Consider the following 20,354-nt stretch of genomic DNA (forward strand, 5'->3'; position numbering starts at 1 on the left):
CGGTTTGTACCGAGCCTTTGCCGAAACTGGTGGTGCCCATCACCACGGCGCGTTTTTGATCCTGCAAGGCACCGGCGACAATTTCCGAAGCCGAGGCGCTGCCGCCGTTGATCAGCACGACCATTGGCACGGCTTCACTTTCATCCTTGCCGGTCGCGGAGAAGCGCAGCTCGGAGTTGGCGATTCGGCCCTTGGTGTAGACGATCAGACCCTTTTTGATGAAGTGATCGACCACTTCCACCGCGGCCTGCAGCACGCCGCCCGGGTTGTTACGCAGGTCGAGGATGATGCCTTTGAGCTTCTTGCCGTTTTCCTTGCGCAACTTGGCCAGGGCCTGGGAGACCTCTTCGCCGGTCTTGACCTGGAATTGAGTGATGCGGATATAGCCGTAACCGTTTTCCAGCAGCTGCGCCTTCACGCTCTTCACCTGGATGATGGCGCGGGACAGGGTTACGTCGAAGGGGGTACCGCCATCGCGCACCAGGGTCAGGGTGATTTTCTGGCCGATCTTGCCGCGCATTTTGTCCACGGCTTCGGTCATGGTCTGGCCGCGAGTCGGCTGACCATTGATCTTGACGATGAAATCACCGGCCTGAATGCCTGCCTTGGACGCCGGAGTGTCATCGATGGGCGAAACCACTTTGATGAAACCGTCTTCGGCGCCGACTTCGATGCCCAGGCCACCAAACTCACCGCTGGTGCTTTCCTGCAACTCGGCAAAGTCTTCCGGGCCCAGGTAGGCGGAGTGGGGATCGAGGTTGCTGAGCATGCCTTTGATCGCGTTTTCCAGCAGAGTCTTGTCATCTACGGGTTCGACATAGGCGGCCTTGATCCGGTCCATGACCTCGGCAAAGGTGCGCAACTCATCCAGAGGCAACGGTGCCTTGGTCGTCGCGGCAGTGCCCGCAGGCGCGACAGCCGGCGCTGGTTGAGCGGCGAACGCCAGAGGCGCGCCGATCACCAGGGCGATCGTCAGGGCCAGCGAGGTAAGGCGAGACAAATACAGCATGTCGAACGAACTCCTGAATTAGGTACCGTGCTTATCCTTGCACACGACACCATTGCGCCGGATCACTCGGGTGACCCTGCTGACGAATAGCGAAATACAGCGCTGGTGTGTCCTGCCCGCCACTGTTGCCGACAGTGGAGATGGACTCACCGGCTTTTACGACGTCACCCGCCGACTTGAGCAGCGTCTGGTTGTGACCATAAAGACTCAGAAAACCGTTGCCGTGGTCGAGAATCACCAGCAGCCCCGCACCACGCAACCAGTCGGCAAACACCACGCGGCCGCCATGCACGGCATGCACCTGACTGCCGGCGGAGGCGCTGATCATCACGCCGTCCCACTTGGTGCGTACATCGTCGCCACGGGACTCGCCAAAGCGTGCCAGCAGTCGACCATCAACTGGCCAGGGAAGTTTTCCCCGGGTTGACGCAAAGGGGCCGCCAAAGGTCTCGCCTGAACTGGAAACCAGCGCGCCAGGTGTCGATCTGACGGGTTTGCGTGGGGCATCGGTGGTTTCTGCATCTGCTGCAGCCTGAGCCTCACGTAAGCGCTTTTTTTCGGCTTCCTGCTGGGCGATAAGCGCTTTTTGCCGCGCTTCTTCTGCCTCACGGGCCTGGCGAGCCAAGGTTTCTTCAATGGTTTTAAGGACTTTAGACAGGTCTGCCTGATCCTGCTCGCGGGAGGCCAGTTTCTGATCGCGAGCCTTTACGTCTTCGTTGAGCTTGGCCAGGACTTGCTGGCGCTCCTTGCGGACTTTTTCGAGTTCGTCGCGCTGGCTGTCGAGGCTGCTTTTCTGCACCAGCAATTGTGCCTGCTGCTTGTCGATGTCTTTTTCGACATTGGCCAGTTGGCGCAGGGTTTCATTGAAATTCTTCAGCTGCTCCAGGCGGGCCTGGCTCAGGTAGTCGTAATAGGTGAGGGTGCGGGCGAACTGTTCCGGGTTCTGCTGGTTCAGCAGCAGCTTCAGGTACTCCTGACGGCCGTTTTGATAGGCCGCGCGGGCCTGAATGGCGATCAGTCGTTGCTGTTCAATGCGCGCGCTCTGGAGTTTTTTTTTCTCGGCATCGAGTCGCTGCAGCTCGGTTTCGCTTTTATTCAGCTCTTTTTGCAGGGCATCGACCTGTTTCTCGAGCTTGCCCATTTCTGTCTCGGTGCCTTTGAGCTGTTTTTGCACACCGGATTTTTCTTCCTGCAACTTGCCCAGCAGTTTTTTCAGCTCGGCAATGTCCTGACGCGTGGCGTCCAACTGTTGTTGGGTTTGCTCGCGCTCGTCAGCGAAGGCCGGTTGGAGCAGGCAAGTCAGTGCTAGGGCTATCAGGACGCGGAGCATAGAGGCGGGCGGCACCAGGGAAAGGGACGGCCTAGTATGCCCGCCATGCGTGGCAAAAAAAATGCCCAATTGGGGCTGTGTGATAACTGGCCCCAAAAACACCGCAAAACCAATGTGGGAGCGGCGGTGCGACGATTCGACTTGCCCGCGATGGGGGCTTAACATTCACAATAATCTTGAATGTCAGATTGCTATCGCGGGCAAACCCGCTCCCACAGGTTTTGCAGTGTTTGATGGGGCGGGTTACACCAAAATCGATGTGCCGGTCATTTCCGCCGGTTGTTCCAGGCCCATCAACATCAGCATGGTCGGCGCCACATCCGCCAGCACGCCGCCTTCACGGACCTTGAGGTCACGCTTGCCGACATAGATGAACGGTACCGGCTCGGTGGTGTGAGCGGTGTGCGCCTGGCCCGTGGATTCATCGGACATTTGCTCGACGTTGCCGTGGTCGGCAGTGATCAGCGCTTCGCCGCCGACTTTTTCCAGGGCTTCGACGATGCGGCCGACGCACTGGTCCAGGCATTCAACGGCTTTCACCGCTGCTTCGAACACGCCGCTGTGGCCGACCATGTCGCCGTTGGCGTAGTTGACCACGATCACGTCATAACGCTGGTTATCGATGGCATCGACGATGCGGTCGGTGACTTCAGGTGCGCTCATTTCCGGCTGCAAGTCATAGGTAGCGACTTTAGGCGACGGGATCAGGATGCGTTCTTCGCCCGGGAACGGTTCTTCACGACCGCCGGAGAAGAAGAAAGTCACGTGGGCGTATTTTTCGGTTTCGGCAATGCGCAGTTGAGTCTTGCCCTTTTTCGCCAGGTAATCGCCCAGCACGTTTTCCAGGCTGCCGGCGGCGAACGCCGACGGTGCAGGAATGCTGGCGGCGTATTGGGTCAGCATGACGAAACCGGCCAGTTTCGGCTGGCGCGCGCGTTCGAATTCATTGAAATCGTCTTCGACGAACACACGAGTCAGCTCACGGGCGCGGTCGGCGCGGAAGTTCATGAACACCACAGCATCGCCGTCTTCGACCTTGACCGGCTCGCCGATGGAGGTGGCTTTGACGAATTCGTCGCTCTCGCCACGCTCGTAAGCAGCTTGCAGACCTTCCTGGGCGGTGGCGGCATTGAATTCGCCTTGGCCATCGACAATCAGGTTGTAGGCCTGGGACACGCGGTCCCAACGGTTGTCGCGGTCCATGGCGAAGTAACGGCCGATGATGCTGGCGATGCGACCTTTGCCCAGCGCCTGGAAGCTCGCGTCGAGCAATTCGATGGACGACTGTGCGCTTTTCGGCGGCGTGTCGCGGCCATCGAGGAAGGCGTGCAGGTAGATTTTTTCAGCACCGCGCTTGAACGCCAGTTCAGCCATGGCGATCAGGTGGTCCTGGTGGCTGTGAACACCGCCGTCGGACAGCAGGCCCATGAAATGCACGGCCTTGCCCACTGCAACAGCTTWATCCACAGCGGCGCAGATGGTTGGGTTCTCGAAGAACTCGCCGTCGCGGATCGACTTGGTCACGCGAGTGAAGTCCTGATACACCACGCGGCCGGCGCCGAGGTTCATGTGGCCGACTTCGGAGTTGCCCATCTGGCCATCCGGCAGGCCGACGTCCATGCCGCTGCCGGAGATCAGGCCGTTCGGCACGGTGGCCCACAGACGGTCCAGCACGGGCTTCTTCGCCGCATAAATGGCGTTGGATTCGGGGCTCTCACTGTGACCGAAGCCATCGAGAATAATCAGGACCAAAGGTTTAGGCGTGGTAGTCATGGATTCCACTCGAGGCTGAGTTAAAAGAGGGCGATAAAAAAGTGAGTGGCAGTTTAAAGCGAAGTTCCGGCCACGTCACCGCCGGACGGGGTTTGGCCGACCATAGTGGCTGTGTATACTGGCCGACATTTTAACGCCCTGGAACCTCCTTCGATGGTTGCTCACCTGATTGAATTTGCCACTAACCACTACATTCTTGTCGGTATCTTCGTCGTACTGCTGGCGGCGCTGATTGCCTATCAGATGCAAGGCGGCGGCCGTAGCCTGAGTACCGGTGAACTGACCGGGCTGGTCAACAAGGACGCAGGCGTTGTGATCGACATCCGTTCGACCAAGGACTTCGCCGCCGGTCACATCGTTGGTGCGTTGAACATTCCTCACGACAAACTGACCGCCCGCGTCGGCGAACTGGAAAAGCACAAGGCCAAGACCATCATTCTGGTCGACGCCATGGGTCAGACCGCCGGTACGCATGCCCGCGAACTGATGAAATCCGGCTTCACCGCCGCCAAGCTCGCCGGCGGTATTTCCAGCTGGAAGGGCGACAACCTGCCGCTGGTGAAGTGATATGAGCAACGTCGTCGTCTATTCCAGCGATTACTGCCCTTACTGTTCGCGAGCCAAGTACCTGCTCGAGAACAAAGGCGTGGCCTTCGAAGAGATCAAGGTCGATGGCAAGCCGCAGGTGCGCGCCGCCATGGCTCAGAAAGCCGGACGCACGTCCGTGCCGCAGATCTGGATCGGCAGCACCCACGTGGGTGGTTGTGATGATTTGTTTGCCCTTGAGCGCGCCGGTAAGCTCGACGCAATGCTCAAGGCCTGTATGCCTTCCCTATAAGACCCCAAGATCAGAAAGGATCTGAGATGACTGACCAACAGAACACTGCAGCTAGCGAAGAAGAAACCGCACCGCAATTCTCCTTGCAGCGCATCTACGTACGTGACTTGTCTTTTGAAGCCCCAAAAAGCCCGGCGATTTTCCGCCAGCAGTGGGAGCCRAGCGTCGGTCTGGATCTGAACACCCGTCAAAAGACCCTGGAAGGCGACTTCCACGAAGTCGTGCTGACCTTGTCCGTGACCGTGAAGAACGGTGACGAAGTTGCCTTCATTGCTGAAGTGCAACAGGCCGGGATCTTCCTGATCAAGAACCTGGACGACGCTTCGATGAGCCACACCCTTGGCGCGTTCTGCCCGAACATCCTGTTCCCGTACGCTCGCGAAACCCTGGACAGCCTCGTGACCCGCGGCTCGTTCCCGGCCCTGATGCTGGCACCGGTGAACTTCGACGCGCTGTACGCGCAAGAGCTGCAACGCATGCAGGCGGCTGGCGAGACTCCGACCGTTCAGTAAGCGCTCGAAGCACCAAAGCAATTTCAGTGTGGGAGCGAGCCTGCTCGCGAATAGGGAGTGTCAGATGACATCAATGTTGGCATCGTGGAACGGTCGCGAGCCTTTGGTGGTGAAGGCGAACAACCGGGGATGACCAAGGCTCTCCAGGCAACTGGCGAGATCGGCGTGGCGTTGCAGGGTGGCATACTCGTGGTAGTCGAGGCCGGCCCGGCGCAGGCGCTTGTCATCCATCTCGAAGCCCAGCGGCTCGATCAAATGCAGGTGGCAGCCACTGTTGGCGCACAGCCTGATTACGTTGCCGGTATTCGGCGGAATTTCTGGTTGAAAAAGGATGACGTGAAACATGCACGGCTCCGAAGGTAAAGATGACGGGCATTCTACGCCGCCAAAGGACCCTCGTTCGAAACTATTCCCGCGAGTGCTCGGTTCGTTGGCAATTGTCGGGATGATGGTGGGGCTGATGATCGGTCGCCTGACTGCGCCCGACCCGACTGTTTTGCAGCAGGTCGAGGTCACCGGCGACGGGCTGGTGGTGTGGTTCAACAACGAACCGAAGAACCACGGCGAGTTTGTGGACGGTAGCCTCGCGTTGCTGTTCGAGGCTGAAGGCCAGGCGCAGAAAGGTCAGCTCAAGCTCAACGACAAGAGCGTCAACTGGCGGGTGCGTTTGAGTGATGGGGGGTTGTTGCTGTCGGTGGTGGCAGCCCGACCACTGCAAGGCGAATGGGCCGGGAGCGAGGTCGATGACCGCTGGCGGCTGGAGATCCATCTCCGGGAGCAATAAAAGAGGGAATCCCCGGCCTGCCTGTACCAAGGCTCCCAAAACGGCGGGGCTCGCGCATTGCGTCGTGAGCCCGGTGTAAAGAAGGAACCCCTGACCTGCCTGTATCAAGGGCCCCAAAACAGGGTGGGCTCGTCGCGAAGGCGGTGTGAGCCCGATGTAAAGAGGGGAATCCCCGGCCTGCCTGTACCAAGGTCCCCGAAACCGGGTAGTGAACTGAATCACTGAATGGACTATTGCAGGGGGCGTGCCAGGTTTTAACAAATAGGTACAGAAAATCGCTTTAAAACGCCGGAGGCCCCGTATATCAGGGCTTTCGTGTTTTTTCGATAGGGGTTCGATTGCGAATACAGGCGGGGTTTTGAATGTGCTTTTGTGCGCGATTGCGGTTCACGGTGCATTGCGGCGGTGCACAGAGCTCGAAAAGCAGGAGCGAGCTTGCTCGCGAAATCGGTGGGTCAGTCCGCATTGATCGTTCCCACGCTCTGCGTGGGAATGCAGCCCGGGACGCTCCGCGTCCCCAGTTGAAGCGGACGCAGAGCGTCCATTGAGGCATTCCCACGCGGGAGCGTGGGAACGATCAATGAGCGGAAGGCTGACTAGCCCTCATCCCCCTCATCATCATCCCCACCATCCACCTTCATCCCCAATTCCTTGATCTTGCGCGTCAGGGTATTACGCCCCCAACCCAGCAAGACCGCAGCATCGCGGCGGCGGCCGGCGGTGTGTTTGAGTGCAGTCTCTATCATGATCCGCTCGAAGGCCGGCACAGCACTGTCCAGCAGGCTCGACTGACCACGCGCCAACGCTTGATCGGCCCACTGGCGCAGCGCTTGCTCCCAGTTGGTCACCGGCGCCGAATCCTGCGGCAGGCTCAGCAGTTCTGGTGGCAGGTCGCTGATGTGCACTTCGCGACCCGATGCCATCACCGTGATCCAGCGGCACGTGTTCTCCAGCTGGCGCACGTTGCCGCCCCACGGCAGGTTCTTCAGGTATTCCTCGGTTTCGCTTTTCAGCAGCTTCGGCTCGACCGCCAGTTCCTGTGCAGCGCGGCTGAGGAAGTGCTTGGCGAGGGTCGGGATGTCTTCGCGACGGTCCGACAGGCGCGGAATGTGGATGCGGATCACGTTGAGGCGGTGGAACAAGTCTTCTCGGAATTTCCCGGCGTGCACCAGGGTTTCCAGGTTCTGGTGCGTTGCGGCGATGATTCGCACATCGACCTTCACCGGCACATGACCGCCAACGCGATAGAACTCGCCGTCGGCCAGTACTCGCAGCAAACGGGTTTGCGTATCGGCCGGCATATCGCCGATTTCATCGAGGAACAACGTGCCGCCGTCCGCCTGTTCGAAACGTCCGCGCCGCAGGTTGGCTGCGCCGGTGAACGCGCCTTTCTCGTGGCCGAACAGTTCGGATTCCATCAAGTCCTTTGGAATCGCCGCCATGTTCAGTGCGATGAACGGTGAGGCCGCCCGTGGGCTGTGACGGTGCAGGGCGTGGGCTACCAGCTCTTTACCGGTCCCGGATTCGCCATTGATCAGCACGGTAATGTTGGAATGGCTCAAGCGCCCGATGGCGCGAAACACTTCCTGCATCGCCGGGGCTTCGCCGATGATTTCTGGCGTACGGGTCAGGGCGACCGGGACTTCCAGGCCTTGCTGTTCCTGGGCGTGCTGGTTGGCGCGCTTGACCAGGGAAACGGCTTCATCGACATCGAACGGCTTGGGCAAGTATTCAAACGCCCCACCCTGATAGGACGCGACAGCGCTATCCAGGTCGGAGTGAGCCGTCATGATAATGACCGGAAGCCTCGGGTGCTGTTCGCGAATCCGTGCCAGAAGCTCCAGGCCGCTGGCGCCCGGCATGCGGATGTCAGAGATGATCACGTCTGGCTGCTGGCGCGCCAGGCGGCTCATCACGCCATCGGCGCTGTCGAAGCTTTGCGTGGTCATGCCTTCCTGCTGCAAGGCTTTTTCCAGGACCCAACGGATAGAACGGTCGTCATCGACGATCCACACGGTTTCACTACGGCTCATGTCGATGTGGCTCCTTGTTCCAGGGGCAGAAAGATCGAGAAAGTGGTGTGGCCTGGGTGGCTGTCACATTCGATCAAGCCCTGGTGCTGGCTGATGATGTTCTGGGTAATGGCCAGGCCTAGCCCGGTACCGTCCGGACGACCGCTGACCATGGGAAAGAAAATGGTTTCCTGAAGGTCGGCGGGAATGCCCGGACCGTTGTCGATGATTTCGATCTTGGTCACCAGGCGATGGCGCACGTGGCCGATGGTGAATTGGCGCATGGCGCGGGTACGCAGGCTGATGCGACCCAGGCGCAGTTCGTTCTGGCTGCTGATGGCCTGYATCGCATTGCGCACGATGTTCAGCACTGCTTGAATCATTTGTTCGCGGTCGATCAGCACGTCAGGAATGCTGGGGTCGTAGTCGCGCACCAAGGTGATGCAACCCTGGCTTTCCGCTGACACCAGTTGGCAGACACGCTCCAACACCTCATGGATATTGCACATGGCCAGCGACGGCAATTTGTTCGAGCCGAGCATGCGGTCGACGAGGTTTCGCAGGCGGTCGGCTTCTTCAATGATCACGTTGGTGTAATCGCGCAGGCTTTCTTCCGGCAGTTCGCGGGCGAGCAATTGTGCGGCGCCGCGAATTCCGCCCAGCGGATTCTTGATTTCGTGAGCCAGACCGCGCACCAGCATCTTGCTGGTTTCCTGCTTCGACAACTGCGCTTCTTCCTTGGTGATCCGCAGCAGGCGGTCACGGGGATGGACTTCCAGCAGCAGCATCGTGCCACCGTTGACCAGGATCGGCGTTACTGCGTAGTCGACGGTCAGGGTCTGGCCGGTGAGGGCGGTGAGCATCGCCTCGCGCTTGGTGAATGGGTGCGCGTGCTCGACTGCCTGGCGCAGGGAGTTCAGCGCTTCGGTGGACTCGGTGAACAACTCGCTGATGAACTGCCCATGGCTGCGTTGACCGCTGGTGGCCAGCAGCATCTCTGCCGCCGGGTTCATGTACTCAAGGCGCAATTCGGCATCGAGCAGGATGGTGGCGGTGGTCAGGTTGTCGAGTAGTAGTCGATGCAGTGCGTCGCTAATGGTCATCAGGACCTCTTTTGGAGCAGGGCGCGCGCAAGAACCAAGCGCTGATGCTGGGAAAATGCAAAAACCAAACCAAGGCTCCGAAAAGAAGCGTTTAAGGCCTGAAACGGGCGTTTTACGCTCGTTTGCGTGGCGTTCTGCCAGCTTCCGCGGGTACTTTCGAACCAAAATGGGTTGCGATATGAGTACGGTGCAACCAATCGCACCAATATAGGGCGCAAAGCTGAACGGCGTTAGAGCAAACGCAAGAAAGGATTTTTTTCCTTTTCCGGTTTGTCTGTGAGCGGGCATTCCGGTCTTTTGCCGTAGTCGACGAGGGCACAGGGTTTGACCTGGCGTTTTTGCGCGAGGGACGTGCGCAGCCTGTGGAGCGGCTGATTGGCGGTTTGTTCGACGGTGCGGCCTTGTTCATCGAGGATTTCAACAGACAGGTTGTGACTGTCACGGTCGATGTTTACTCAGCCTGCACAGCCTCATGGCTTATGCACCCTTTGCACGGTGAGCGTCACCGTCGGACTTTGTTGAAGGACGCTCTCTCCATTGATCACCTGCACCGCCAGGCTGTGTTCGCCACGGTCGATGTTCACCAGTTGCAGGATCGGCACATTGCTCGTTTGCCTGTAGGGTTGGCCATCCAGAAGCAACCGCAACAGGTGCGGCGTTTCTAAGCGAGGTTTGATCAGGACGCTGACGGTGAAAGTACCGTTATTGGCACGTAGGGCCYCCCCGGTGGGCAAGCCAGTCAGTTGCAGCACCTCGTAGGCGCTGTGCGGCGGCTTATGACGGGTGCTTTCGGTAGAGGGGGCGGGAGGAGGCTGGGGTTCCAGGCTATTAAGCGGCGGTAAATCAACCAGCTGTGCCGGGACACCATCGGGCGGTTGATTGCTGTAGGCGGTATYGCCGTCGGCGTCGGTGTATTTATAGATCTGCGCGACGGCGGGCAGGGCGATCAGCAGCAACATCAAAAGCAAACCACGACCCATAAAATCGACCGGAAACGAAAGCGTTGGGGTGCAGCATAGGTCAGGGGCGGTGATTGACCCAAGCCGTTAACATTTCGGAATGATTTACAAATTCCCCCAAACACCACAAAACCCCTGTGGGAGCGAGCCTGCTCGCGAAGGCGGTGTGTCAGTAACATGGCTTCATTGGTCATTAAATCCCGGGCACAAAAAAGGCCTTCCGAAGAAGGCCTCTTTTTTGTCACGCCGCGTGCCGCAGCGCTACCGGATCAGCRGCTGTAGTACAGCTCATATTCCAGTGGGTGTACGAAGGTACGAACCTTGATTTCTTCTTCGCTTTTCAGAGCGATGTAAGCGTCGATGAAGTCGTCGCTGAAAACGCCGCCTTTGGTCAGGAACGCACGACCTTTGTCCAGCTCTTCCAGGGCTTCTTTCAGGCTGCCGCAAACTTGTGGGATCTCTTTCGCCTCTTCAGGCGGCAGGTCGTACAGGTTTTTGTCAGCTGCGTCGCCAGGGTGGATCTTGTTCTGGATGCCGTCCAGGCCAGCCATCAACAGTGCAGCGAAGCCCAGGTACGGGTTGGCTGCTGGATCCGGGAAGCGGGCTTCGATACGGCGAGCGCGAGGACTGGACACGTAAGGAATACGGATCGAAGCGGAGCGGTTGCGAGCCGAGTAGGCCAGCATTACTGGAGCTTCGAAACCTGGGACCAGACGCTTGTAGGAGTTGGTCGACGGGTTGGTGAAGCCGTTCAGTGCCTTACCGTGCTTGATGATGCCGCCGATGAAGTACAGGGCGGTGTCGGACAGGCCGGCATAGCCTTCGCCAGCGAAGGTGTTCTTGCCATCTTTGGCGATGGACAGGTGAACGTGCATACCCGAACCGTTGTCGCCGTACAGAGGCTTAGGCATGAAGGTCGCGGTGCGGCCGTAAGCGACAGCTACGTTGTGTACGCAGTACTTCAGGGTCTGAACTTCGTCAGCCTTGGCAACCAGGGTGTTGAACTTCACACCGATTTCGTTCTGGCCGGCAGTCGCCACTTCGTGGTGGTGAACTTCGATGGTCAGGCCCATTTCTTCCATGGCGTTGCACATGGAGGTACGGATTTCGTGGTCGTGGTCGAACGGTGGAACCGGGAAGTAACCGCCTTTGATACCTGGACGGTGACCATGGTTGCCGCCTTCGATGTCCTGGTCGGACATCCACGAACCTTGCTCGGAGAAAATCTTGAACATCGAGCCGGAGATGTCCGACTTGAACTTCACTTGATCAAAGATGAAGAACTCTGGCTCCGGGCCAACGAATACGGTATCGCCGATACCGGTCGACTTCAGGTATTCCTCGGCGCGGTGGGCGATGGCGCGTGGGTCACGGTCATAGCCTTGCATGGTCGAAGGGTCGATCACGTTGCAGACCAGAATCAGCGTTGGGTCTTCGGTGAACGGATCGAGGACGGCAGTGCTGTCGTCCGGCAGCAGGATCATGTCGGAGGCTTCGATGCCTTTCCAGCCAGCGATGGAGGAACCGTCGAACATTTTGCCTTCTTCGAAGAAAGCGTCATCCAGCGCGTCGCGAGCCGGCATGGTCACGTGGTGCTGAGTGCCTTTGGTGTCCGTGAAGCGCAGATCAATCCATTTGACGTCATGATCTTTGATGAGTTGAACCGACTTCGACATAGTGTCCTCCGGGTGGCTTCGGGCTTAGTAGTGGATGCCCTTGGAATGTGGGTGATGCCGGCGCGAATACTCTGCCAAGGCAACCTGCCTCACAAGGGAGCAAATTGCATGCCAGTGCCCCACCATGGGTTTTTCGCCCCAATTTCATGCTTATAAAGGTACAAACGGTCATTAGACGGAAAATCTCGCCCTACAATGTGGCGCCAAAATCCACAAATGACCTGTTTTGGTGCGCACCAAACCTTCTGCACAATAACTGGTTAAACCTTGAGCAATTTCCGCTATAATCCGCGCCCCCCTTTTTCGGCTGGCCCAGCGCGCGCTGTTTTCATGAAACTAATCGTAAAAGTCTTCCCCGAGATCACCATCAAGAGCCGCCCGGTACGGATGCGTTTCATCCGTCAATTGGCCAAAAACATCCGCACCGTGCTCCGCGACCTGGATCCGGCCGTGGTGGTGAACGGTGTGTGGGACAATCTCGAACTGGAAACCCGCGTCAGCGAGCCGAAAGCCCTGAAGGAGATGACCGAGYGCCTGAGCTGCATGCCGGGCATCGCGCATTTCCTGCAGGTCGATGAATACCCGTTGGGCGACTTCGACGACATTGTCGCCAAGTGCAAGCAGCACTTCGGTGATTCGCTGGCCGGGAAGATCTTTTCGGTGCGCTGCAAGCGCGCCGGCAAGCACGAATTCAGCTCGATGGATGTCGAAAAGTACGTCGGCAGCCAACTGCGTCGTCAGTGTGGCGCCTCCGGAATTTCGCTCAAAGAGCCGGAAATCGAAGTTCGCATCGAAATTCGCGACAAACGGTTGTTCGTGATCCACAGCCAGCACAACAGCATCGGTGGATATCCGCTGGGTGCCTTGGAACAGACGCTTGTGCTGATGTCCGGCGGCTTCGATTCCACCGTGGCGGCGTACCAGATCATGCGCCGTGGCCTGATGAGCCATTTCTGCTTCTTCAATTTGGGCGGAAGGGCCCATGAACTGGGCGTCATGGAAGTCGCGCACTTCATCTGGAAGAAGTACGGAAGCTCCCAGCGCGTGTTATTTGTCAGTGTGCCGTTCGAGGAAGTACTGGGAGAAATTCTCGGGAAAGTCGATAACAGTCATATGGGCGTAGTTTTGAAGCGTATGATGTTGCGCGCTGCTTCCCGTATTGCAGATCGGCTGGACATTGAAGCGCTGGTCACCGGTGAAGCGATTTCCCAGGTGTCGAGCCAGACGTTGCCAAACCTGTCCGTGATCGACTGCGTGACCGACAAGCTGGTCTTGCGTCCGCTGATCGCCAGTCACAAGCAGGACATCATCGATCTGGCCAACGAAATCGGCACGGCCGACTTCGCCAAGCACATGCCGGAATACTGCGGGGTCATCTCGGTGAACCCCAAGACCCACGCCAAGCGTCCGCGCGTGGAGCATGAAGAGAAAGAATTCGACATGGCAGTCCTTGAGCGTGCGCTCGAGAACGCCAAACTGGTACCGATCGATCGCGTCATCGACGAATTGGGCCAGGACTTGCAAATTGARGAAGTCAGCGAAGCGCTGGCGGGGCAAATCATCATCGACATCCGTCACCCGGATGCCGCTGAAGATGACCCGCTGGGCCTCGTTGGCATTGAGGTACAAACGATGCCGTTTTATGCATTGAACGCTCGTTTCAAGGAACTGGACCCTACTCGCCAGTACCTGCTGTATTGCGACAAAGGCGTGATGAGTCGCCTGCATGCCCACCATTTGCTCAGTGAGGGGCATGCCAATGTGCGCGTTTATCGACCGAGCTAAGAGCCCGGGGCTGTTTGCCTGTGGCCTGCGTCATCGGCCCCCCGACTCTGCCGTCAAGCTGTAACGGCAAGGCCTGACTCTACTGTTAATCGCTGCCAAGACTTGTCAGCACACCGAATCCTCTGATCGAGATACACAAGTGATCGAAAATCTACGCAACATCGCCATCATTGCTCACGTTGACCATGGTAAAACCACCCTGGTAGACAAACTCTTGCGTCAATCCGGCACCCTGGAGCGCAACGAGCTCAACGACGAGCGCGTGATGGACTCCAACGACCAGGAGAAAGAGCGCGGTATTACCATTCTGGCGAAAAACACCGCCATCAACTGGAACGGCTACCACATCAACATCGTGGACACCCCGGGCCACGCCGACTTCGGCGGCGAAGTTGAACGCGTAATGTCGATGGTTGACTCCGTTCTGCTGCTGGTTGATGCCCAAGACGGCCCTATGCCGCAAACCCGTTTCGTGACCAAGAAGGCTTTCGAAGCCGGCCTGCGTCCAATCGTGGTCATCAACAAGGTTGACCGTCCAGGCGCGCGTCCGGACTGGGTTCTGGACCAGATCTTCGACCTGTTCGACAACCTCGGTGCTACCGAAGAACAGCTGGACTTCAAAGTCGTCTACGCCTCGGCCCTGAACGGCATTGCCGGTCTGGAACACACCGACATGGCTGAAGACATGACCCCGCTTTACCAGTCGATCGTCGACAACGTACCTGCGCCGAAAGTCGACCGTGACGGTCCGTTCCAGATGCAAATCTCCGCTCTGGACTACAACAGCTTCCTGGGTGTTATCGGCGTTGGCCGTATCGCTCGTGGTCGCATCAAGCCGAACACTCCGGTTGTCGCTATCGACGCCGACGGCAAGAAGCGTAACGGTCGTATCCTGAAGCTGATGGGTCACCACGGTCTGCACCGCATCGACGTTGAAGAAGCAGCTGCCGGCGACATCGTCTGCATCAGCGGCTTCGACCAGCTGTTCATCTCCGACACTCTGTGCGACCCACTGAACGTCGAAGCGATGAAGCCGCTGACCGTTGACGAACCAACCGTTTCCATGACCTTCCAGGTAAACGACTCGCCTTTCTGCGGTAAAGAAGGCAAGTTCGTGACGTCCCGTAACATCAAGGAACGTCTGGACAAGGAACTGCTCTACAACGTTGCCCTGCGCGTTGAAGAAGGCGACACCGCCGACAAGTTCAAAGTCTCCGGCCGTGGTGAGCTGCACCTCTCGGTACTGATCACCTGACCAACATGGTTCCGGATGGCAAGGGCCGTGTGCGCCTTGAGTACAACATCCCGGCTCGTGGCCTGATCGGTTTCCGTAACGAGTTCCTGACCCTGACCTCCGGTGCAGGCATCCTGACCTCGATCTTCGACCGTTACGACGTGATGAAGTCCGGCGATATGTCCGGCCGTCAGAACGGCGTGCTGGTTTCGGTTGCTACCGGTAAGGCTCTGACTTACTCGCTGGAAACCCTGCAAGCTCGCGGCAAACTGTTCCTGGGTCACGGTGAAGACGTGTACGAAGGTCAAATCGTCGGCATCAACAGCCGCGACAACGACCTTGGCGTTAACCCAACCAAAGGCAAGAAGCTCGACAACATGCGTGCTTCGGGTAAAGACGAAACCATCGCTCTGGTTCCGCCTATCCGCTTCACCCTGGAACAGGCCCTGGAATTCGTTCAAGAAGACGAATTGTGCGAAGTCACTCCTAAGTCCATCCGTCTTCGCAAGAAGATCCTGGGCGAAAGCGAGCGTACCCGCGCTGCGAAGAAGTCCGGTAACTAAGTTAATTAGTTAGCTGACAAAAAAACGCCCCCGACCGCAAGGTCGGGGGCGTTTTTGTTTGTCTGGCTGTAGCAACTCGTTCGCCTCTGTAGCAGCTGTCGAGCCCCAGCGAGGCTGCGTCCGAGTGCGCAGCAGTCGTAAATTCTGTGAATGTAGTCCCCAGGAATCACCGTGGCGCACGGTTTAACGACTGCTGCGCASTCGGACGCAGCCTCGCTGGGGCTCGACAGCTGCTACGGGGGGCGATGGGAGTTTAGAACTTCTCGAGGGGCCGGCGGCTGGCGCTGGTCTCACGCGCCACTTCCTTGGGCTTGTACGCGCAATACCCTGGACGCGGCCCGATTTTCGGGTGGTTGCGGCAAGTGTCCGGGCGCTTTTCATAAATAGTGCACAGACGGCTCTTACGATCCAGATAGAGGCAATCGTTGTTGCTCATGCGCTGGAGGGTGAAGATCTCGGTTTTCTGGCTGTAACGCTCGACGATCCCTTCCTTCTGCAGGCGCTTGGCGATGTTCTTCGCCGGCTCGCCGCGCTCGAATTCGTCGACGATACCGATGCGGATCAGATCCTTGATCTTGACCTCGACCGGCAGCGTGCAGCAGCTGGAGACGCAGGAACCGCACATCGGCGCAGAGTACTTGGCCCAGGTATCGAGGCGATCGATCTCTGCGGCGGCGATCAGATTGGGTTTCATCATCGGTTGTTACCAGCACGTGCATCAGGGCGCGCGATCATACCGGGACTGGTGGATTTTTGAACAACCTTTCGCCAGATATTTTCTCGATCACCCAATTGGCACCGCTAATCCGGCACGGCCCCTGCATTGATTCAGGCACAAGACAAGGTAATGCCGACCGATCTTGCACTCTCAGGAAAAACTGCCGAACCAGAGCCCCCACCGTCTGTCAGACCGTCTAGGCTCAACAACTCCACGCTCGCTCGAGGTCCTATCGATGACTCAAGAACCACTTGTTCGCGAAGCAGAGGTGGCCGCATTCCGCGACGCCGTCTTGACCAAACTCACCTACGCGGTGGGTAAAGACCCGGATCATGCCTTCGACCACGACTGGTTTGAAGCCATCGCCCTGGCGGCACGGGACCACATGGTCGAGCACTGGATGGATCACACCCGGCAGATCTACCGCAAAGGGCAGAAGCGGGTTTATTACCTCTCCCTGGAATTCCTCATCGGCCGGCTGCTCTACGACAGCCTGAGCAACCTTGGCCTGCTGGACGTCGCCCGTGAAGCGCTGACCGAGCTTGGGGTCGACCTCGAACGCATTCGCCTGCTGGAGCCCGACGCAGCCTTGGGTAACGGCGGCCTCGGTCGTCTCGCGGCGTGCTTTATGGAAAGCATGTCGACCCTCGGCATCGCCGGCCACGGTTACGGCATTCGTTATGAACACGGCTTGTTTCGCCAGGCCATCGTCGATGGCTGGCAACAGGAGCAGACCGAACACTGGCTGGACTTCGGCAACCCCTGGGAATTCGAACGACCAGAAGTCGTTTACGCCATCGGCTTCGGCGGCGGCGTCGAAACCGTCATCGATGAAAACGGCAAATCCAAACAAGTCTGGACCCCGGCAGAAACCGTGCGAGCGATTGCTTACGACACCCCGGTGGTCGGCTGGCGTGGGGCGAGCGTCAACACGTTGCGTCTGTGGCGTGCCCGAGCGATGGAAGATTTGCACCTGGAGCGCTTCAACGCCGGTGACCATTTGGGTGCGGTAGCGGAGGTGGCTCGCGCCGAAAGTATTTCTCGCGTGCTTTATCCAGCGGACAGCACCGAGGCGGGCCAGGAACTGCGCCTGCGTCAGGAATACTTCTTCGTCGCCGCGTCCTTGCAGGATTTGCTGCGCCGCCATCGCAACATGCACACCTCGGTGCTGACCCTGGGCGATCACGCGGCAATCCAGCTCAACGACACTCACCCCTCGATTGCCGTGGCCGAATTGATGCGCCAGCTGGTCGATGTCTACGACGTGGCGTGGGATGCGGCATGGCAAATCACCGTCGACACGCTGTCGTACACCAACCATACGCTGTTGCCCGAAGCGCTGGAAACCTGGCCGGTCGGTTTGATGGAGCGCATGTTGCCGCGGCACATGCAGATCATTTACCTGATCAACGCCCATCATATCGACTCCCTGCGGGCCAAAGGCATTCACGACTTCGACGTGCTGCGCGCGGTCTCGCTGATCGAGGAAGACAACGGCCGCCGTGTGCGCATGGGCAACCTTGCGTTCCTTGGCTCCCACAGCGTCAACGGCGTGTCCGGGCTGCACACACAGCTGATGCGCAAAACCGTATTCTCCGAACTGCACAAGCTCTATCCGGACCGGATCAACAACAAGACCAACGGCATCACCTTCCGCCGCTGGCTCTACCAGGCCAATCCCGAACTGACGTCGATGATGGTCGATGCCCTCGGGCCGGATTTGCTGGATAACCCCGAAGGGCGCTTGCTCGACCTGGCGCCATTTGCCGAAAAAGCCGCGTTCCGCAAGGCGTTCGCCGAACAGCGGCTGCACAGCAAAAAAGCCCTGGCGTATCTGATTCACGAGCGGCTGGGGGTGGCGGTCAACCCGGCGGCGATGTTCGACGTTCAGGTCAAACGGATTCACGAATACAAACGCCAGCTGCTCAACCTGATGCACACCGTGGCGTTGTATCAGGCGATTCGGGCCGAGCCGGAAATCGACTGGGTGCCACGCGTGAAGATCTTCGCCGGCAAGGCCGCCGCCAGTTATCACCAGGCCAAGCTGATCATCAAGCTGACTAACGACATCGCCCGGGTGGTGAACAACGACCCGACCGTGCGCGGCCTGCTCAAAGTGGTGTTTTTGCCCAACTACAACGTCAGCCTGGCGGAGAGCATTATTCCGGCGGCGGATTTGTCGGAGCAGATTTCCACCGCAGGCTTCGAGGCTTCCGGCACCAGCAACATGAAGTTCGGCCTCAACGGTGCACTGACCATTGGCACCCTGGACGGCGCCAACGTAGAAATGTCCGAGCGCATCGGCGTCGAACACATGTTCATCTTCGGCCTCAGTGCGCAGCAGGTTGAGGCCCGCAAACAGAACCACGAATTCAATGCGACGCCGGACATCGCGGCGTCCCATCGACTCAATGACGTGCTGCAAGCGATTCGCGGTGGGGTGTTCTCGCCGGATGATCCGTCCCGCTACACCGGGCTGATTGATTCGCTGGTGGATTACGACCGCTTCCTTGTTTGCGCCGATTTCGACTCTTACTGGAATGCACAGATGCGCGTCGAAGCCCATTGGCACGATTCCAAGGAATGGTGGCGCTCGGCAGTGTTGAACACGTCGCGGATGGGCTGGTTCTCTTCAGACCGGACCATTCGCGAGTACGCTACGGAGATCTGGAAGGCACTGGAGTAACTTTTCGCAATAATTGCATGCAAGGCCCGGCGGGTATTGGGCCTGACCGATATACTAAGCACCAGTTTCAGTGAGCGCTGCGCGCTCAATCGCGGGCAAGCCATGCTCCCACAGGTCAATTCTGTGGGAGCRTGGCTTGCCCGCGATGACGTCCGCGCAGGCGCCACAACGCAATGGGCCGCTTAGGGATATCGACCATGCAATGGATTTTCATGCTGATTGGGCTGGCGCTCGGCTGGATGCTTGGCTGGATACTTGACGAGTCGTTCGGCGATGCGCTGTTTGGCGCGTTGCTCGGCTTGAGTATCGGCCTGGCCATTCGCGTCGCCCGTTTAGGTTCACAAGCTTCCAGGCAGCACACTCTGCTGGAGCAGACGCAGGTTGCGCTGAATGCAGTGCAGCAACGTCTGGCCTTGCTGGAAGTGTCTGGCGTCAAAGTGCCTGAAGCCGGCGAGCCGGTACCGCCTACTGAATTCACCCTCGACGAAACCGCTGTCGAAACCCCGGAACTGATCTGGGACCTGCCCCCCGAACTCGAACCGATCACCGCTGTGGCGACTGAAACCAGCCAGCCACTGCCTGGCGATGCCTGGAAACCCGAACCGCAGGCCAGCGCCACCCCGCGCGGCCCTAACCTCATTGATCGCGCCATCAGTGGCGCCCGCGCCTGGCTGTTCGGTGGTAACACCGTGCTGCGGGTCGGCGTTGTGCTGTTGTTCCTCGGTCTGGCCTTTCTGCTGCGGTATGCGACCGAAGGCATGGTCGTGCCGATTGAGCTGCGTTACGCCGGCGTCGCGGCGGCTGCGTTGGGGCTACTCGGTTTGGGTTGGTGGCTGCGTCATCGCAACAATAATTACGCGTTGATGCTGCAAGGTACCGGCATTGCCGTGCTGTACTTGACGGTGTTCGCCGCCATGCGTTTGCATCCGCTGCTGGAACCGACGGCAGCGCTTGGCTTGCTGGTGGCGGTGACGGCGTTCTCAGCGATTCTGGCGATCACCCAGGATTCATTGGCGCTGGCCTGCGTGGCCGCGCTGGGCGGTTTTGCCGCGCCGATTCTGACCTCTACCGGTGCCGGCAGCCACGTCGCGTTGTTCAGCTACTTCACCTTGCTCAACGCTGGCATCCTCGCCATCGCCTGGTTCAAGGCCTGGAGATTGCTCAACCTGATCGGCTTTGCCGGCACGTTCAGCATCGGTTTCGCTTGGGGGCTGCGTTCCTACACGCCAGAGTTGCTGTGGAGTACCGAGCCGTTCCTGATTGTGTTTTTCCTGATGTACCTGGCCATCGGTCTGTTGTTCGCCCGGCGCAAGTTGCTGGCCGTGAGCGACGCGCCGCAAGACGACAGCCGCGAGGCGCTGCTGCGCTGGTC

15 protein-coding genes and 3 pseudogenes are annotated in these 20,354 nt (G+C 58.8%); 8 read left to right on the forward strand and 10 right to left on the reverse strand.

What is annotated here, in order from left to right; translation table 11 throughout:
* From AC1DSG_RS26790 to gpmI, 3 genes are all read right to left on the reverse strand, one after another.
* Nucleotides 1-1,009 (reverse strand): S41 family peptidase (locus tag AC1DSG_RS26790; RefSeq protein WP_477793581.1); only part of this gene is annotated, 1,009 nt, incomplete at its 3' end.
* A gap of 31 nt (nucleotides 1,010-1,040) precedes the next feature.
* Nucleotides 1,041-2,339 carry a murein hydrolase activator EnvC family protein gene (locus AC1DSG_RS26795; RefSeq protein WP_477793582.1) on the reverse strand — a complete coding sequence of 433 codons (1,299 nt, stop codon included), beginning with the start codon at nucleotides 2,337-2,339 and terminating at the stop codon, nucleotides 1,041-1,043.
* 243 nt (nucleotides 2,340-2,582) lie between these two features.
* A complete protein-coding gene (gene gpmI, locus AC1DSG_RS26800) occupies nucleotides 2,583-4,112 on the reverse strand; it encodes a 2,3-bisphosphoglycerate-independent phosphoglycerate mutase (RefSeq protein ID WP_477793583.1) in 1,530 nt (509 codons plus the stop codon).
* 153 nt (nucleotides 4,113-4,265) lie between these two features.
* Between gpmI and AC1DSG_RS26805 the strand changes: the two genes are divergently transcribed.
* Genes AC1DSG_RS26805 through secB form a run of 3 tightly spaced genes read left to right on the forward strand, consistent with a single transcriptional unit; the run spans nucleotide 4,266 to nucleotide 5,462 of the window.
* A complete protein-coding gene (locus tag AC1DSG_RS26805; protein ID WP_007949029.1) occupies nucleotides 4,266-4,679 on the forward strand; it encodes a rhodanese-like domain-containing protein in 414 nt (137 codons plus the stop codon).
* Between the two features lies 1 nt (nucleotide 4,680).
* A complete protein-coding gene (grxC, locus tag AC1DSG_RS26810) occupies nucleotides 4,681-4,950 on the forward strand; it encodes a glutaredoxin 3 (protein ID WP_223518840.1) in 270 nt (89 codons plus the stop codon).
* A gap of 26 nt (nucleotides 4,951-4,976) precedes the next feature.
* Nucleotides 4,977-5,462 carry a protein-export chaperone SecB gene (gene secB, locus AC1DSG_RS26815; protein ID WP_223518842.1) on the forward strand — a complete coding sequence of 162 codons (486 nt, stop codon included), beginning with the start codon at nucleotides 4,977-4,979 and terminating at the stop codon, nucleotides 5,460-5,462.
* Between the two features lie 81 nt (nucleotides 5,463-5,543).
* Here the strand turns inward: secB and AC1DSG_RS26820 are convergent.
* Nucleotides 5,544-5,807 (reverse strand): annotated as a pseudogene (locus AC1DSG_RS26820) (tRNA (cytidine(34)-2'-O)-methyltransferase); the annotation flags it as partial.
* On the opposite strand from AC1DSG_RS26820, the gene AC1DSG_RS26825 reads away from it, so the two are divergent.
* A complete protein-coding gene (locus AC1DSG_RS26825) occupies nucleotides 5,806-6,246 on the forward strand; it encodes a hypothetical protein (protein WP_477793584.1) in 441 nt (146 codons plus the stop codon). The pseudogene AC1DSG_RS26820 and the gene AC1DSG_RS26825 sit on opposite strands and share 2 nt — an antisense overlap.
* 596 nt (nucleotides 6,247-6,842) lie before the next feature.
* Here the strand turns inward: AC1DSG_RS26825 and ntrC are convergent.
* The 5 genes and pseudogenes from ntrC to glnA form a co-directional block, all read right to left on the reverse strand.
* The gene (gene ntrC, locus AC1DSG_RS26830; RefSeq protein ID WP_477793585.1) at nucleotides 6,843-8,279 is read right to left on the reverse strand and encodes a nitrogen regulation protein NR(I); all 1,437 of its coding nucleotides are present in this window, start codon (nucleotides 8,277-8,279) and stop codon (nucleotides 6,843-6,845) included.
* Nucleotides 8,276-9,361 (reverse strand): nitrogen regulation protein NR(II), encoded by a 1,086-nt coding sequence (gene glnL / locus AC1DSG_RS26835; RefSeq protein ID WP_477793586.1) that lies wholly within the window; start codon nucleotides 9,359-9,361, stop codon nucleotides 8,276-8,278. Before glnL ends, ntrC begins: the two co-directional genes overlap by 4 nt.
* Nucleotides 9,362-9,591: 230 nt before the next feature.
* A pseudogene (locus AC1DSG_RS26840) lies at nucleotides 9,592-9,813 on the reverse strand (DUF4124 domain-containing protein); the annotation flags it as partial.
* A gap of 18 nt (nucleotides 9,814-9,831) precedes the next feature.
* Entirely contained in the window at nucleotides 9,832-10,341 is a 510-nt protein-coding gene (locus tag AC1DSG_RS26845) for a DUF4124 domain-containing protein (RefSeq protein ID WP_477793587.1), read from the reverse strand.
* A gap of 248 nt (nucleotides 10,342-10,589) precedes the next feature.
* Complete coding sequence (gene glnA / locus AC1DSG_RS26850) at nucleotides 10,590-11,996, reverse strand: type I glutamate--ammonia ligase (protein WP_477793588.1); 1,407 nt, start codon at nucleotides 11,994-11,996, stop codon at nucleotides 10,590-10,592.
* A gap of 330 nt (nucleotides 11,997-12,326) precedes the next feature.
* Between glnA and thiI the strand changes: the two genes are divergently transcribed.
* Together thiI and AC1DSG_RS26860 are read left to right on the forward strand one after the other, a co-directional pair.
* A complete protein-coding gene (gene thiI / locus AC1DSG_RS26855; protein WP_477793589.1) occupies nucleotides 12,327-13,781 on the forward strand; it encodes a tRNA uracil 4-sulfurtransferase ThiI in 1,455 nt (484 codons plus the stop codon).
* A gap of 139 nt (nucleotides 13,782-13,920) precedes the next feature.
* Nucleotides 13,921-15,578 (forward strand): annotated as a pseudogene (locus AC1DSG_RS26860) (GTP-binding protein TypA/BipA).
* 253 nt (nucleotides 15,579-15,831) lie between these two features.
* On the opposite strand, the gene AC1DSG_RS26865 reads toward AC1DSG_RS26860, so the two are convergent.
* Nucleotides 15,832-16,272 carry a YkgJ family cysteine cluster protein gene (locus AC1DSG_RS26865; RefSeq protein ID WP_085984721.1) on the reverse strand — a complete coding sequence of 147 codons (441 nt, stop codon included), beginning with the start codon at nucleotides 16,270-16,272 and terminating at the stop codon, nucleotides 15,832-15,834.
* A 259-nt stretch (nucleotides 16,273-16,531) separates the two neighbouring features.
* Here AC1DSG_RS26865 and AC1DSG_RS26870 point away from each other — a divergent pair, with 259 nt between their 5' ends.
* Both AC1DSG_RS26870 and AC1DSG_RS26875 read left to right on the forward strand, forming a co-directional pair.
* On the forward strand, nucleotides 16,532-18,982 hold the full coding sequence (locus tag AC1DSG_RS26870) for a glycogen/starch/alpha-glucan phosphorylase (RefSeq protein WP_477793590.1): 2,451 nt from the start codon (nucleotides 16,532-16,534) through the stop codon (nucleotides 18,980-18,982).
* A 197-nt stretch (nucleotides 18,983-19,179) separates the two neighbouring features.
* Nucleotides 19,180-20,354 (forward strand): DUF2339 domain-containing protein (locus AC1DSG_RS26875; protein ID WP_477793591.1); only part of this gene is annotated, 1,175 nt, incomplete at its 3' end.

It is taken from the genome of Pseudomonas sp. P5_A12 (genome assembly GCF_056400685.1).